Origin of the sequence: Avibacterium avium, from assembly GCF_900454535.1 — a bacterium.
GTDB classification, from domain to species: Bacteria; Pseudomonadota; Gammaproteobacteria; order Enterobacterales; family Pasteurellaceae; genus Avibacterium; species Avibacterium avium.
The window spans coordinates 1738069-1752456 of record NZ_UGSP01000001.1; the positions used below are offsets into that span (position 1 = coordinate 1738069).

General features: G+C 43.4%; 14 protein-coding genes and 1 pseudogene. 10 read left to right on the forward strand and 5 right to left on the reverse strand.

The window, feature by feature from the left end; all coding sequences use genetic code 11:
- Nucleotides 1–55: 55 nt before the first annotated feature.
- The 4 genes and pseudogenes from dapD to DYC50_RS08465 all read right to left on the reverse strand — a co-directional run bounded on the left by dapD (nucleotide 56) and on the right by DYC50_RS08465 (nucleotide 3732).
- The gene (gene dapD, locus DYC50_RS08450) at nucleotides 56–883 is read right to left on the reverse strand and encodes a 2,3,4,5-tetrahydropyridine-2,6-dicarboxylate N-succinyltransferase (RefSeq protein ID WP_115249805.1); all 828 of its coding nucleotides are present in this window, start codon (nucleotides 881–883) and stop codon (nucleotides 56–58) included.
- Between the two features lie 123 nt (nucleotides 884–1006).
- Nucleotides 1007–1978, reverse strand: a complete 972-nt coding sequence (gene cysB, locus DYC50_RS08455) for an HTH-type transcriptional regulator CysB (RefSeq protein ID WP_103852545.1) — start codon at nucleotides 1976–1978, stop codon at nucleotides 1007–1009.
- Nucleotides 1979–2041: 63 nt separating this feature from the next.
- A pseudogene (gene rluB, locus DYC50_RS08460) lies at nucleotides 2042–2953 on the reverse strand (23S rRNA pseudouridine(2605) synthase RluB); the annotation flags it as partial.
- 155 nt (nucleotides 2954–3108) lie between these two features.
- Nucleotides 3109–3732 carry an L-threonylcarbamoyladenylate synthase gene (locus DYC50_RS08465; protein ID WP_115249807.1) on the reverse strand — a complete coding sequence of 208 codons (624 nt, stop codon included), beginning with the start codon at nucleotides 3730–3732 and terminating at the stop codon, nucleotides 3109–3111.
- A 168-nt stretch (nucleotides 3733–3900) separates the two neighbouring features.
- On the opposite strand from DYC50_RS08465, the gene DYC50_RS08470 reads away from it, so the two are divergent.
- Together DYC50_RS08470 and DYC50_RS08475 are read left to right on the forward strand one after the other, a co-directional pair.
- Nucleotides 3901–4284, forward strand: a complete 384-nt coding sequence (locus tag DYC50_RS08470; protein WP_115249808.1) for a type II toxin-antitoxin system RelE/ParE family toxin — start codon at nucleotides 3901–3903, stop codon at nucleotides 4282–4284.
- Nucleotides 4277–4579: a helix-turn-helix domain-containing protein gene (locus DYC50_RS08475; protein WP_103852549.1), complete on the forward strand. Its 303-nt coding sequence runs from the start codon at nucleotides 4277–4279 to the stop codon at nucleotides 4577–4579. The genes DYC50_RS08470 and DYC50_RS08475 overlap by 8 nt, the downstream gene beginning before the upstream one ends.
- Before the next feature lie 50 nt (nucleotides 4580–4629).
- On the opposite strand, the gene rsmI is transcribed toward DYC50_RS08475, so the two are convergent.
- Nucleotides 4630–5472 carry a 16S rRNA (cytidine(1402)-2'-O)-methyltransferase gene (gene rsmI, locus DYC50_RS08480; RefSeq protein WP_115249809.1) on the reverse strand — a complete coding sequence of 281 codons (843 nt, stop codon included), beginning with the start codon at nucleotides 5470–5472 and terminating at the stop codon, nucleotides 4630–4632.
- Between the two features lie 75 nt (nucleotides 5473–5547).
- Here rsmI and DYC50_RS08485 point away from each other — a divergent pair, with 75 nt between their 5' ends.
- The 8 genes from DYC50_RS08485 (at nucleotide 5548) to fhuB (ending at nucleotide 14267) form a co-directional block, all read left to right on the forward strand.
- Nucleotides 5548–7272 carry a penicillin-binding protein activator gene (locus DYC50_RS08485; RefSeq protein ID WP_115249810.1) on the forward strand — a complete coding sequence of 575 codons (1725 nt, stop codon included), beginning with the start codon at nucleotides 5548–5550 and terminating at the stop codon, nucleotides 7270–7272.
- Nucleotide 7273: 1 nt separating this feature from the next.
- Nucleotides 7274–7636, forward strand: a complete 363-nt coding sequence (locus DYC50_RS08490; protein ID WP_115249811.1) for a YraN family protein — start codon at nucleotides 7274–7276, stop codon at nucleotides 7634–7636.
- Nucleotides 7637–7651: 15 nt separating this feature from the next.
- A complete protein-coding gene (locus DYC50_RS08495; protein ID WP_115249812.1) occupies nucleotides 7652–8236 on the forward strand; it encodes a D-sedoheptulose-7-phosphate isomerase in 585 nt (194 codons plus the stop codon).
- A 39-nt stretch (nucleotides 8237–8275) separates the two neighbouring features.
- The gene (gene dolP / locus DYC50_RS08500) at nucleotides 8276–8869 is read left to right on the forward strand and encodes a division/outer membrane stress-associated lipid-binding lipoprotein (protein ID WP_115249813.1); all 594 of its coding nucleotides are present in this window, start codon (nucleotides 8276–8278) and stop codon (nucleotides 8867–8869) included.
- Between the two features lie 250 nt (nucleotides 8870–9119).
- The gene (locus DYC50_RS08505; protein ID WP_115249814.1) at nucleotides 9120–10430 is read left to right on the forward strand and encodes a nucleobase:cation symporter-2 family protein; all 1311 of its coding nucleotides are present in this window, start codon (nucleotides 9120–9122) and stop codon (nucleotides 10428–10430) included.
- A gap of 266 nt (nucleotides 10431–10696) precedes the next feature.
- Entirely contained in the window at nucleotides 10697–11461 is a 765-nt protein-coding gene (locus DYC50_RS08510; RefSeq protein WP_115249815.1) for an ABC transporter ATP-binding protein, read from the forward strand.
- 8 nt (nucleotides 11462–11469) lie between these two features.
- The gene (locus tag DYC50_RS08515) at nucleotides 11470–12351 is read left to right on the forward strand and encodes a TroA family protein (protein ID WP_245934877.1); all 882 of its coding nucleotides are present in this window, start codon (nucleotides 11470–11472) and stop codon (nucleotides 12349–12351) included.
- The gene (fhuB, locus tag DYC50_RS08520) at nucleotides 12345–14267 is read left to right on the forward strand and encodes a Fe(3+)-hydroxamate ABC transporter permease FhuB (protein WP_115249816.1); all 1923 of its coding nucleotides are present in this window, start codon (nucleotides 12345–12347) and stop codon (nucleotides 14265–14267) included. The genes DYC50_RS08515 and fhuB overlap by 7 nt, the downstream gene beginning before the upstream one ends.
- Nucleotides 14268–14388: the final 121 nt, after the last annotated feature.

The following is a 14388-nucleotide window of genomic DNA, read 5'->3' on the forward strand; positions in this document are numbered from 1 at the left end:
AAATCTGCACGCATTTCTTTGTGCAGATTTTTTATTGTTTGATTATGAATACTAATTATTCTTCAATGCTACGCAATAATTCGTTGATGCCTACTTTACCTAAGGTCTTGGCATCAACTTTTTTCACGATAACGGCGCAGTATAGGCTGTATTTGCCGTCTTTTGATGGAAGGCTGCCCGATACAACCACTGAGCCTGCTGGTACACGGCCGTAGTGGATTTCGCCAGTTTCACGATCATAGATTTTGGTGGATTGGCCGATGAATACGCCCATTGAGATTACACAGCCATCTTCTACGATAACACCTTCAACCACTTCAGAACGTGCGCCGATAAAGCAGTTGTCGCCGATAATGGTTGGGTTAGCTTGTAATGGCTCTAATACACCACCGATACCAACACCGCCTGAAAGGTGAACATTTTTACCGATTTGCGCGCAAGAACCAACGGTTGCCCAAGTATCCACCATTGTGCCTTCGCCAACGTAAGCACCAATATTTACATAAGATGGCATTAATACGGCATTTTTCGCGATGTATGCACCTTTACGCACGGTCGCTGAAGGCACAACACGGAAACCTTCTTGTTGGAAACGTGCTTCGTCATAATCTGCAAATTTAAGGGCTACTTTGTCGTAATATTTGGTTTCTGCGCCGTCAATCACTTGGTTGTCATTAATACGGAAAGAAAGCAATACTGCTTTTTTCAACCATTGGTGAGTTACCCATTCACCATCAATTTTTTCTGCTACACGGTATTTGCCGCTGTCTAAACCTTCGATCACTTCTTCGATCGCTGCACGTGTTTGCGCATCTACTGTTTTAGGGGTAATTTCAGCACGACGTTCAAATGCCGCTTCAATGATATTTTGTAAATTTGACATATTTTGTTTCCTATTCAAATGAAATAAAAATTTAAAGGGTTATTTTTACCATATTTCCGCTCAAAACTCACCTGTTATCTGAAATTTCTTTCTATTTCAGGCGGATAAAAACCCATAAAAAAACTACCGCACTTCCAACACAATATCATCAAATAATTTTTTCACCGCGTTGTTATCGTGCAAACGCTCCGCTTGCTCCACCATTGGGCGGGTTAAGTGCGGTGAAAACATATTGATAAAATCGTACATATAATTGCGTAAAAAAATGCTATGTTTGAAAGCAATTTGCGTCATACTCGAACGGAAAATATGGCTGGCATCGATCGCCACTAGATCTTTATCTTCTGGCGTATGTGCCATTGAAGCCATAATCCCCACGCCTAAGCCTAAACGCACATAGGTTTTGATGACATCAGCATCGGTGGCGGTAAACACAATATTCGGCAATAGTCCTGCACTGTTGAAAGCATAATCCAAATCAGAAACGCCAGTAAAACCAAAGGTATAGGTAACAAGGGGATATTTACTCAGTTCTTCAATCGTCAGATTTTGACATTGCGCCAAGGGATGATCGTTTTTAACGATCACGGAACGATTCCATAAGTAACAAGGCAATAGCACCAAGTCATCAAATAAATATTGCGCTTCCGTAGTGATCGCCAAATCCACTTCGCCAGAAAGTAATGCGTCATAAATTTGCGTTGGCGAACCCTGATGAATATGCAAGCTCACATCGGGATATTTTTTGGAAAAACGCTCTACCACAGAAGGCAGCATATAACGCGCCTGCGTGTTAGTGGTGGCAATGCGTAACACGCCGTGATTAGGCTGCGTATATTCATCTGCCACAGCTTTAATACTTTGCGTTTTCACCAATAATTCGCGCGCAATCGCAACAATTTTTTTGCCCGCTGGGGTAAGGGCTTTGATATGTTTACCGTTGCGCTCAAAAATCTCTAAGCCTAATTCATCTTCCAACAACCGCACTTGTTTACTGATCCCAGGCTGCGAGGTAAACAAGGTATTTGCCGCTTCGGTTACATTCAAATTTTGATTTACGATTTCAACGATATAACGTAATTGCTGAATTTTCATCATCACTCCTTGATCAAAGTGCGGTGCTTTTTTATGAAATTTTTTAGGCTTTTTATCGAATTTTTAAGCTTTTTTGTAACGTTTATTCATATCCGCATAACGTTTCACCGCACGACGGATTTGCCCAGTTTTGGCGCGTCTGCGTTGTTTGGTGACGTCTAATTTGCTTTGGGTTTCTGGCTCAAGCCCCACCAATTCGCGCAGATAATTCACATTGGTGAGATCCATTTCTTCCCAACCACCGCGCGGTAAGGTTTTCATTAATTTGATATTGCCGTAACGAATGCGGATCAAACGGCTGACTTGAATGCCTTGCGATTCCCATAAGCGGCGAACTTCACGGTTACGCCCCTCCATTAGGGTAACGTCAAACCATTGGTTCATTCCTTGTCCGCCCATTGGCTTGATGGCTTTGAAATTGGCTGGCCCATCTTCTAACTGTACGCCTTTGCGTAAACGGGCGATCATTGCTTCGTCCACCTGACCAAAAACACGCACGGAATACTCACGTTCCACTTCACGGCTTGGGTGCATTAAGCGGTTTGCTAATTCGCCGTCTGTGGTAAACAGCAATAAGCCAGAGGTGTTAATATCCAAGCGCCCTACCGCAATCCAACGTGATCCAGTTAAGCGCGGCAAGCGATCAAATACGGTGGCGCGCCCTTCTGGATCGTGGCGGGTACAGAGTTCCCCTTCAGGTTTGTAATACATCAACACGCGACACACTTCCTTTTGCGCTTGTTGTAAATTCACAACGTGCCCGTCAATGCGGATCTTTAAATTCGCATTCACCACAACACGATCACCCAGTGTTGCCATTTTGCCGTTTACGCTCACTCGGTTGGCGGCGATCATCGCTTCAATTTCACGGCGAGATCCTTGCCCTGCGCGTGCTAACACTTTTTGTAATTTTTCCCCTTCCACTTTATGGGTCGCAGAAAGTGCGGTCTTTTTTACCGCACTTTTTTCTTTGCTTTCTGCATTTGATGCGAAAGGCTTGTCTGTACGTTTTTTTTCCGTGTTATTTTTTTCAGCAAAACGCATTCCCTTGGTGGCATTGCGTTGTGAATAAGATGTTGTTTTCATATTTCCTCTTGTCGCTTTCCCAAGCGTCTAACAGTTTGAAAAGATTAAATAAATGGCGTGGTTGAACCGCTGCCCTCACGCAAAATTACAGGCGTGTTGTCGGTTAAATCCACCACGGTTGTTGGCTCTTGTCCTAAATAGCCACCGTTAATAATTAAATCCACTTGATGTTCTAAACGATCGCGAATTTCCTCTGGATCAGATTGCGTGATAAATTCTTCCCCCGGCAACATCAAAGAGCAAGATAAAATCGGCTCCCCTAAGGCATTTAGTAAGGCCAACGCAATTTGATTATCTGGCACGCGCAAGCCAATCGTTTTGCGTTTTGATGTCATCAAACGGCGTGGCACTTCTTTGGTGGCTGTGAGAATAAAGGTGTAACGCCCCGGTGTGTTATTTTTAATCAGTCGATACGCCATATTGTTCACCGTGGCATAGGTTGAAAGTTCTGATAAATCGCTACACACAAGGGTGAAATTATGATTTTCTGGCAATTGGCGAATTTGCACAATGCGATCCATTGCGTGCTTATCGCCGAGCATACAACCCAAGGCATAACCTGAATCCGTTGGGTAAACAATCACCCCACCTTGTTTCAAAATATCCACCGCTTGATTAATCAAACGCGGCTGCGGATTTTCTGGATGTATATAAAAAAATTGGCTCATAACCTTTATCCTGTCATCATTAACTTGGGCATTATACCGAAATTCCCCGTTGATTATAGGGTTAGGGGAAAATAAATTTGTACTGATGATTGATTTTTCATTATTCTCGCTATTGTAGTGATCTTATCCTTTTGCTACTATAACGCTAAAGATGACAGGAAGTTTTTAATGCGAATATTCAAGACAAAAGCATTTCATAAATTTGCCCTAAAACACGCCATCAGCGATGCGTTGTTAGTTGAAGCCATCTTGCGGGCGGAACAAGGATTGATTGACGCCGATCTTGGCAGTAATATTATCAAGCAACGCATAGCAAGAGCAGGACAAGGGCGAAGCGGTGGTTTTCGATCGTTTATTTTCTATCGAATTAATGAAAATCACTATTTTGTTGCAGGGATTAGCAAAAATACACAAGACAACATTTCAGCACAAGAATTAGTTGCCTTGAAAGCATTGGAAAAAGAATACGCTGAATTGATGCCAGAACAAATTGAGGCTCAAATAAAAAATGGCGTCTTCATTGAAATATTATGGGAGAGAAAAAATGAGTGAACTACTTGCAATGATCCACGAAAATGCTTCGGATCTATACGAAGCAGGATTAATGGATAAAAAAACAATGAAAAAATTTGATGAACTCTGTTTAACACCTGTTTCACCTTTCACCCCTGAAGAAATCAAAGCCATTCGTGAAAAAGAACAGGTTTCTCAAACTGTTTTTGCCCATTATCTCAATGTGAGCAAAAATATGATTTCAGAATGGGAAAGAGGGGTAAAAAAACCCAGTGGTGCAGCGCTTAAATTGTTGAATTTAGTACAACGCCGCGGTATTGAAATTCTCGCTTAACTCAAAAACGCTTTATCAAAAGATAAAGCGTTTTCTTTTTATGATAAAACCTACAAATTCTCCAACCCAAACTGATACAACGCATTTTTCTTATAGCCATAAAGCTCTGCGACAATCGCGGCGGCTTTTTTGAGTGGAAGTTCTTTGGCGATAAGAGTTAGGGCTTTAATGGCCTCGGGGGAAAAACTTTCTTCTTCGCTGTTTACATTGCCTTCTACAATCAACACCATTTCGCCTTTGCTGCGGTTTGGATCTTCGCTCACCCACTGGCGTAATGCGCCGACTTCATCACCGTGAATGGTTTCCCAAGTTTTGCTCAGCTCGCGTGCTAGCACCACATAACGCTGAGCGCCGAATACCTTTTCCATATCCGCAAGGCAATCTAAAATGCGGTGGGTGGATTCATAGAAAATCAAAGTGCGGTCTTCTTTGGCGAGATTTTCCAATTTATCGCAACGAGCTTTGGATTTAGCAGGCAGAAAACCTTCAAAACAAAAACGATCGGAAGCAATGCCTGAGGCGCAAAGCCCTGCTATTGCGGCACAAGCCCCCGGAATTGGCACTATTTTAATCCCAGCTTGGCGACATTTTCTCACCAGATGAAAGCCCGGATCACTAATCAGTGGCGTACCTGCATCTGAAACTAAGGCGATCGTTGTACCTTGCAATAGTTTTTCGCACAGAATATCGGCTTTTTGTTGCTCATTATGATCGTGCAAGGCAAAAAAAGGCTTTTTAATGCCGTAATGACTCAGCAATAAACCACTATGGCGCGTATCTTCTGCAGCGACTAAATCCACTTGTTCCAACACTTGTAATGCGCGTTGGCTAATGTCTTGCAAATTGCCAATGGGTGTTGCCACGATATATAAAATTCCAGTTAAATTGTCCATTTTTACTTCTTTTATTTGATTTTAATTATTGAGATAAGTAAGATCCCCGAGATTGTTTTCAACAACGGAGTAATTATGACTATTCTATTACAACGCATTAATTTAAAAAATCGATTAATGCCTTTTTTATTTGCATTGGTTTTGGCAGGCTGTACCAATTTGTTCGGTAACAGCTTTACAAATGTGCTGAAAAATGATGCAAATGCCAGTTCGGAATATTACATCAATCAAATTCAACGTACACAAAATCTTGAAGATCAACAAACTTACAAATTGCTTGCTGCGCGTGTGTTGGTGCGTGAGAATAAAATTCCGCAAGCACAAGCAATGCTTTCAGAATTGAAAGATTTAAACGAAGAGCAACTTTTAGATAAATCGCTGATTGAAGCGCATATTGCTGCCGTGAAAGGCAATAATCAAAATGCTGAAACGCGTTTAAAAATGATCAACTTAGCGTTACTAAGTCCTTCACAAAAAGCGCGTTATTATGAAGTAATGGCGCGTGTGGCGCAAAATCGTAATCAGGTTATTGATGCGGTAAAAGCGCGTATTCAAATTGATGCGTTATTAACTGATAGTAAAAGAAAACAAGAAAATAACGACCGCACTTGGGCGTTATTGCGCAGTGCAAATCGTGGCTTAATCAATGGCACACCAGCAAATGGTAATGCGGCATTAGGGGGTTGGTTAGCGTTAGCCAAAGCCTATAATGATAACTTAAATCAGCCCGCACAATTAAGCCAAGCATTACAAAATTGGAAAGCGATGTATCCAAGCCATTCTGCGAGCTATTTGTTCCCAACAGAATTACAAGGCTTATTTAATTTCCAACAAACGCAACTTGGACAAGTGGCATTATTATTGCCATTAAGCGGTGATGCACAACTTATTGGTAGCACCATCAAACGTGGTTTTGATGATGCTAAAGGCGATTCAGCCATTCAGGTTAAAGTGTTTGATACCCTTTCTACTCCTGTTGAAAATATCATTGAGCAAGCCAAACTAGAAGGCATTACCACTATCGTTGGGCCATTGCTGAAACAAAATGTGGATCAATTAACTAATCGTGCCGATCTGCTACAAGGCTTGAATGTGCTAACCCTTAATTCTACGGCAAACTCTCGTGCTATTGGTCAGCTTTGCTATTACGGATTAGCCCCTGAAGATGAAGCAGAATCCGCGGCAAACCGCATTTGGAATGAGGGCATTCACAATCCGTTAGTGATCGTGCCACAAAATGATTTAGGCCAGCGTACTGCATCAGCGTTCAATACCCGTTGGCAAAAATTATCTGGCACCGATGCTAACGTAAAATTCTATAACCGTGCTGATGATATTAGTTTTGCTTTACAAACAGGCATTAATGAGAATATTAAAGGCTTATATATCGTTGCCACCAATACTCAATTAAGCGAATTAAAAACCGTGATTGACAACACCAATGCGAACTTAAAACTTTATGCAAGTTCACGCAGTAATTCATCTAACAACGGCCCTGAATATCGCTTATTAATGAATGGCTTAGAATTTAGTGATATTCCATTCTTTAAAGATGTGGATTCCGCACAATACAAAAAAGTGGCAGGCTTTACCAATGGTGATTATTCCTTAATGCGTTTATATGCGATGGGCGCGGATGCGTGGTTATTGATCAACCAATTCAATGAGTTACGCCAAGTTCCTGGCTTCAATATTAACGGTTTAACCGGTAAATTAAGCGCTGGCCCGAATTGTAATATCGAACGTGATATGACGTGGTATCAATACCAAAATGCGTCAGTGGTTGTATTAAGCAATTAATATGTTTAAATCCAAACGTCAGCAAGGGGCGAGCTTTGAGCAACAAGCTCGCCTTTTTTTGCAATCTAAAGGGCTAAAATTTATTGCCGCCAACCAGCATTTTAAATGTGGTGAACTGGATTTAATTATGCAAGATGGCGAAACCATTGTTTTTGTTGAAGTGCGGCAAAGAAAAAATGATTTTTTTGGTTCTGCCGTGGAAAGTATAGATTGGCAAAAACAGCAAAAATGGCTAGATGCCGCCAATATGTGGCTGGCAAAACAAGATTGCAGCCTAGAAGATACTGATTGCCGTTTTGACTTAGTGGCATTTGGTAATACAATACAAGACTTACAGTGGATTCCTAATTTTCTTGACGAATAAGCCTGATAAATCACAATGTTAGATAAAATAAAAGATCTTTACAGCGAAAGCATACAAACCCAGATTTCTGCTTCGAGCTTATTGCCCAATGCCATTTTTCAAGCGGTGCAAAACATTGTCGCCTGCCTATTGCGTGGCAATAAAATTATCGTCTGTGGACAAGGGCGCTCTTATGCCAATGCGCAGTTTCTGGTGGCGAACTTGCTCAATCGCTATGAGCTAGAAAGACCGAGCTTTCCTTCCGTGTTATTAAGTTTGGATAACGCCATTGGATCAGCGATTATTGCCGATCGCCCCAAGCAACAATTCTATCAACGCCAATTCAACGCGGTGGCACAACAAGGGGATCTGTTGGTGGTGTTTTCCCCTTTTGGCAATGAAGAAATGGTGCTAGATACAATTAATTCCGCACTAAATAAAGAAATTAGTGTCATAGCATTAACAGGCGCGAATAATGATCATATTCAAGGCTTTCTCACCGAACAGGATTTGGAAATCACTGCCCCAACGGTAAAAGAAAGCCGTATTTTGGAACATCATCTATTTATTATTAATACGATTTGTGAGTTAATTGATCATTCTCTTTTTTCTCATTCATAGATATCAACCCTTTATAGATAATCAAAAGGAGTACAACTAATGAAAACAAGGAATTTAAAAAAATTAGCCCTTATTCTTGGTACCGCATTTTTATTACAAGGCTGTGTAACTGCAACCGTTGCGGGCGTAGCTGGTGCGGCCGCCATTGGTACGAAAGTCGCCACCGATCCAAGAACAGCGGGAACGCAAGTTGATGATGAAGTACTTGAAGAAAAAGTGCTAAGTGCAATCTATAAAGACGAACAAATCAAAAGCGAAGGCCGTGTTAGCGTGGTGTCTTATAGCGGACGTATTTTGCTGATCGGCGAAGTACCAAATGAAAATTTAAAAGATCTCGCTACGGGATTAGCGGAAGGCGTGGACAATGTTTCCAAAGTGTATAACGAACTGCGCATTGGTTCACCTATTTCGGTATCGCAAATTGCTAAAGACAGCTGGATCACCACACAAATTAAATCCAAAATGTTTGTCAATTCAGGGGTAAAAGCCACCGATGTGAAAGTGATCACCGAAAATGGCGAAGTGTTCCTAATGGGCAATCTCACCGAAGAGCAAGCCAATGCCGCCACTGAAGTTGCAAGAAATGTTTCGGGCGTAGCAAAAGTGGTGAAAGTGTTTAACTATCTCAATTAATCTCACTAATATTTCAATTTTGCCCTTAACCAGTTTAAGGGCAAAATTTGACAAAAAATCACCGCACTTTTCTACTTATTTTCCTGCTTGGCTGCACAATTTGCTCAGTAATTTTTCTCCATCTCAAGGCATTCCCTTTTTCATCTCTTTTATCCCTTAGGTTTAATCTAGTTCCCGACAAAAGCAAACGATTGCTTAAAATCCATTTTCAAGTATAATGCGCGCTATTTTTTATTACTCAGGAAAGCTTATGAACAACAACCTACTCTATTCCGTTGAAGACAAACCGCCTTTCGGGTTAAGTCTATTATTAGCCGCTCAGCATTTGCTTGCCGCCTTAGGGGGGATTATTGCTGTGCCATTGGTGATCGGGAATGTATTAAAATTACCCACTGAAGACACCATCACCTTAGTAAATGCCGCACTGCTTATTTCAGGTGTGGTAACCATTATTCAATGCCGTGGTTTAGGCCCAATCGGTATTCGCTTGCCAAGCGTAATGGGAACCAGTTTCACCTTTGTGGCCGCAGCCCTTGCCATTGGCTTTAGTGAAGATGGCGTTGCAGGGATTTTAGGGGCTTCGCTGGTGGGATCGTTGGTGATGATCATCGGTAGTTTCTTTATGCCTTATATCCGTAAATTATTCCCTCCGGTGGTAACAGGAACCGTGGTAATGATGATCGGCCTTAGCCTTATTCCTGTGGCGGTGGATTGGTTTGCTGGTGGACAACGCAACGATCCGAATTATGCCACGCCAGAAAACCTGATGATGGCAAGTTTCGTGTTAGTCATCGTGGTGATTTTAGTGCAATGGGGTAAAGGGATTTTTTCCGCCGCAGCCATTGTGATTGGAATGATGACAGGCTATGTGGTGGCACTCGCCCTAGGTTGGGTGAATTTTGATGGGGTGAAACAAGCGCAAATTTTCGCCGTGCCACAACCGCTACACTTTGGTTTATCTTTCCCTATCGCAGGAATTATTGGTATGTCCATCGCCTATTTGGTAACCATTGTGGAATCAAGCGGCAACTTCTTAGCCTTGGGGAACGCTACGAAAACGGAAATCACAGGGAAACATTTACGCGGCGGCGTGTTGTGTGATGGTTTAGGTTCAGCCCTTGCGGCGATTATGTCCACCACGCCATTTTCTTCTTTCTCACAAAATATCGGCGTGATTTCTCTCACTGGCGTGGCAAGCCGCTATGTTGTTGCCTTAACTGGGGCATTATTGGTGCTAGCAGGCTTATTCCCAGTATTTGGTGCGTTAATTGTATCAATTCCACTGCCAGTGCTTGGTGGCGCGGGGCTGATGATGTTCGCAATGATTATTGCCGCAGGTATTCAAATGTTAGATAGCATTGAACGCAGCAAACGCAACGGCTTAATCATCGCTATTTCCATTGGTTGTGGCTTAGCCGTAACCACTCGTCCAGAATTGCTCGAAAAACTGCCGCACTTTTTCAAAGAAGTGTTAGGTTCGGGCATTACTGTGGGATCCTTATTAGCGTTGATTTTAAATCTCATCTTACCGCAGGATAAGAAAGTAGAGAAAGCGCAATAATTCCCCTTTAATCTCTTTGAAATGGGTGAAATACAGGGTATTCACCCATTTTTTATAAAAATTTCTGTCATTTTTTACCGCACTTTTTTGTTTTCACACCTAATATTATTAATATTGCTCACCAATTTCACTAAATCCCCAATAAAAGCGCGGTGATTTTTTACTCATTTTTGACTAATAAATTTTGCCATCGCCTATTGAAATGATAACAGTTATCAATTAAAATCTCTCCCCCTTTAATTTACAGTGCAAAATAAGGAAAGTTTGTGTTTGAGTTAGATGCCGTTTCATTTGCCATTCAAGAAAAAGTGCTTTTACAGCCGATTTCGTTACAATTCAACACAGGCAAAATTTACGGCATTATTGGGCCGAACGGTTCGGGGAAATCCACGTTAATTAAGTTACTTGCCCGTCAGCAGGCGGTAACCAGCGGGGATTTGCGTTTTGCACAGCGTCCCATTCAGCAATGGAAAAACAAAGCCTTTGCCCGTGAGGTGGCATATTTGCCTCAATATCTCCCGCAGGCGAGTAATTTAACGGTGAAAAATTTGCTACAAATGGGGCGTTATGCGTGGAATGGGCTGTTAGGACGCAACCCAAAGCAAGATGAGCAAGCCATTCAAAATGCCTTGCAATGGACGAATATGCAAGCCTATGCCGATCAATTTGTGGACACCCTTTCAGGTGGCGAACGCTCTCGTGTGTGGCTGGCGATGCTATTGGCACAGCAAAGCCGTTTTTTATTATTAGATGAACCTTTGGCAGCGTTGGATATTGCTCATCAAGTGGAAGTGATGCAACTGATCGAAAAATTGGTGAAACAGCTTAATTTAGGGGTGATCATTGTGATCCACGACATCAATCTTGCTGCCCGTTTTTGCCATCAGCTTATCGCCTTACAAGGGGGCAGATTATTAATGCAGGGTTCACCGCAAGAGATAATGACCCCCGAAGCCCTCGCACAGATTTATCACATTGATTTGCAAGTGCAATCTCACCCTATTGACCACGTTCCAGTGGCATTTTTCTAGAGGTGATAATGAATATTCGGGCTGTTTTCTTCTCATTGCTGTTAATGCTAATTTCGTTGCCGAGCTTTGCAATGCAGAGTGTTGCGATGCCAAAGGTTGCCACCCTTGATTGGACGGTGGCGGAAACCTTACTCGGGCTAGGCGTTTCACCTGTGGCGGTGGGCGATAAACAAAGCTATCAAAATTGGGTGAGCGAACCTGCGTTGCCACAAAGTGCGGTGGATTTAGGCACAAGATTACAGCCGAATAAAGAATTGCTCGCTCAGCTTGAGATCGCACATTTCCCCAATGGCGATATGTATTTCGCTACCGCTCAAGCCAATTTGCCTTATTTGTCGCCAGTGAAAGCGGTTGAGCGAGTGAATTTTTATCAAGCAGGAGATTTCTGGCAAAATCAACTTCAAGCAACACGCCAACTTGCCAATATAGTGGGTGAGGATTCCACGCCGTTAATTCATCAAACCGAAACCCTTTTTGCCGCACAAAAAGCCTTGCTCACCCCATTTCAAGCGCGTCCGTTGTTAATTGTGCAATTTATTGATGGTCGTCATTTGCGTGTTTACGGCAAACAAAGTCTGCCCGGTGTGGTGCTAACCCAACTTGGACTACAAAATGCGTGGCAAGAAGAAGTAAATTTATGGGGATTTAGCCAAATTAGCCTAAATCAGCTCGCACAATTCCCCCACGCAAAATTGGTGATCGTCAAGCCTTATCCGCAAAATGTGCCACAAGAACTGGCGAGTAATAGCCTATGGCAAGCCTTGCCTTTAGCGAAAGATCCCCTGATTTTACCCGCCATTTGGACATTCGGCGCTCTGCCCTCTGCTCAGCGTTTAGCCCTTGCCTTAAGCCAAGGATTACGTCAGCCACAAGGGGAAAGCCAATGGTAAAAATTCGTTTAATGCCAAGCCTTGGGCTGATTGCACTGGCGTTATTTGCGTTGCTACTTTGGCAACAGCCCGAACAAAGTGAAACCAGCCAACTGCTGATTTTCAATTTCACTTTACCGCGCGTACTAATGGCAATCTTAGCAGGGGCAAGCCTAGGTGTGGCTTCGCTATTATTACAGCAAATTATGAATAATTCGCTGGCTTCCGACAGCACCCTTGCAGTGAGCGGTGGCGCACAATTCGCCCTATTTCTGGCTACCCTGTTTTTACCAAATTTATTGCAATTTGGCACCACACCGATAGCCTTTATTGGGGCATTATTCGCCTTAGGCTTAGTGCTATTACTGGCGTGGCGGCAAATGCTTTCGCCATTGTTGATCGTGCTTGCAGGGCTGGTGGTGAGTTTTTATCTTGGAGCGTTTTCTTCCCTTTTAATGCTCTTTTACCCTGAAGAAAGCCGTGGCTTGCTCGTTTGGGGCAGCGGCTCACTGGTACAAGAAAGCTGGTATGACAGCCTAACCCTGCTGCCGTTACTCGCCCCTGCCATTGTCGGCATCGTGCTACTTAGCCCTGCGTTGCAAATTCTGCAATTACAAGAAAGCAACGCTCAAAGTTTAGGCGTGAATGTGAAAAAAATCCGCTTGCTTGGTGTGTTACTGGCGGCGTATTTAGTGGCGATAATCGTCAGCCGTGTGGGAATGATCGCCTTTATCGGCTTAGCTGCCACCACCATTGCACGCCAATACCGCAGTGCGAATTTCCGAACTTTATTGTGGCGAAGTGTCTATTTTTCTGGCGTATTGTTATTGATTGCCGATTTAACCTTGCAACTGATCGAAAAACAATGGGGCGTAGGCTTGCCGACTGGCTCGGTTACCGCATTATTCGGCACGCCGTTGCTGTTGTGGCTAGTGTTTCGTCATCGCCAACAATATGGACGAGTGGTGGACAGTTCGCCCCTTGGGCAAAATGCGTGGAAAAAAACATCATCAAAAAGCACCGCACTTTTACTTGGCTTGCTCTGCCTTGCGGGGCTATGTTCGCTGTGGTTCGCACAAGGTCGCCACGGCTGGCAACTTGAATTAAACGCCCCCCTCTTCGCTTTGCGTTTTCCGCGTTTGGCTTATGCCCTTTCTGCGGGGCTAATGCTCGCTTTGGCAGGAACCATTCTGCAACGCCTCAGCCACAACCCAATGGCAAGCCCTGAGTTATTAGGCATTACCTCAGGCGTGAGCTTTGGCGTAATGCTAGCCATTTTTGTCTCGGGTGCAATGGCGATCAGCCAATATGCGTTTTGGGGGGCATTCGGTGCATTGAGCATTGTCAGCCTGATTTGGTGGATCAACCGTAAAAACGGCTTGCAACCCGATCAAGTGTTGCTGACAGGGATCAGCATTTCCGCCCTTTTTGAAGCCATTCAACGGATTTTAATCGCCAGTGGTGATCCCCGTGCGTGGCAATTATTAAGCTGGGGATCGGGTTCAACCTATTATGCCACTGAGGAAGTAGCCTTGCCGATGCTCGTTATCGCCCTTGCGTTGTTCGCCTTGAGTTTTGTCTTTTGTCGTTGGCTGAATTTGTTAAGCCTTAATGCCAACGTCGCCCAAGCGGTGGGGATGAACCTCACCCAAGCACGCGGGATTTTATTTTTATTTGCCATTGCCTTAACGCTCTGTGCTACTTTGATTGTTGGCTCACTCAGCTTTATCGGCTTGCTCGCTCCCCATTTGGCATACAGCCTCGGCTTCCGCCACAGCAAAAACCAACTGTTGGCGGCAGGCTTATTAGGGGCAACGGTGATGATTATGGCAGATTGGCTCGGGCGACAAATATTGTTCCCTTACGAAATCCCGGCGGGCTTGGTTGCCACCTTGCTCGGTGGAACGTATTTTTTATGGCTGATGAAAAAAATCTAGCCATTGGCTTGACGGGAAAAGACGTGCGTAAGCCTTGTTTTGCTGAACGTATCGGCTTCACTCAATGAAATTCGCTGTAATGCAAGATATTGTTCCAAAAGCTAAAAAGTTATCGCCGTTT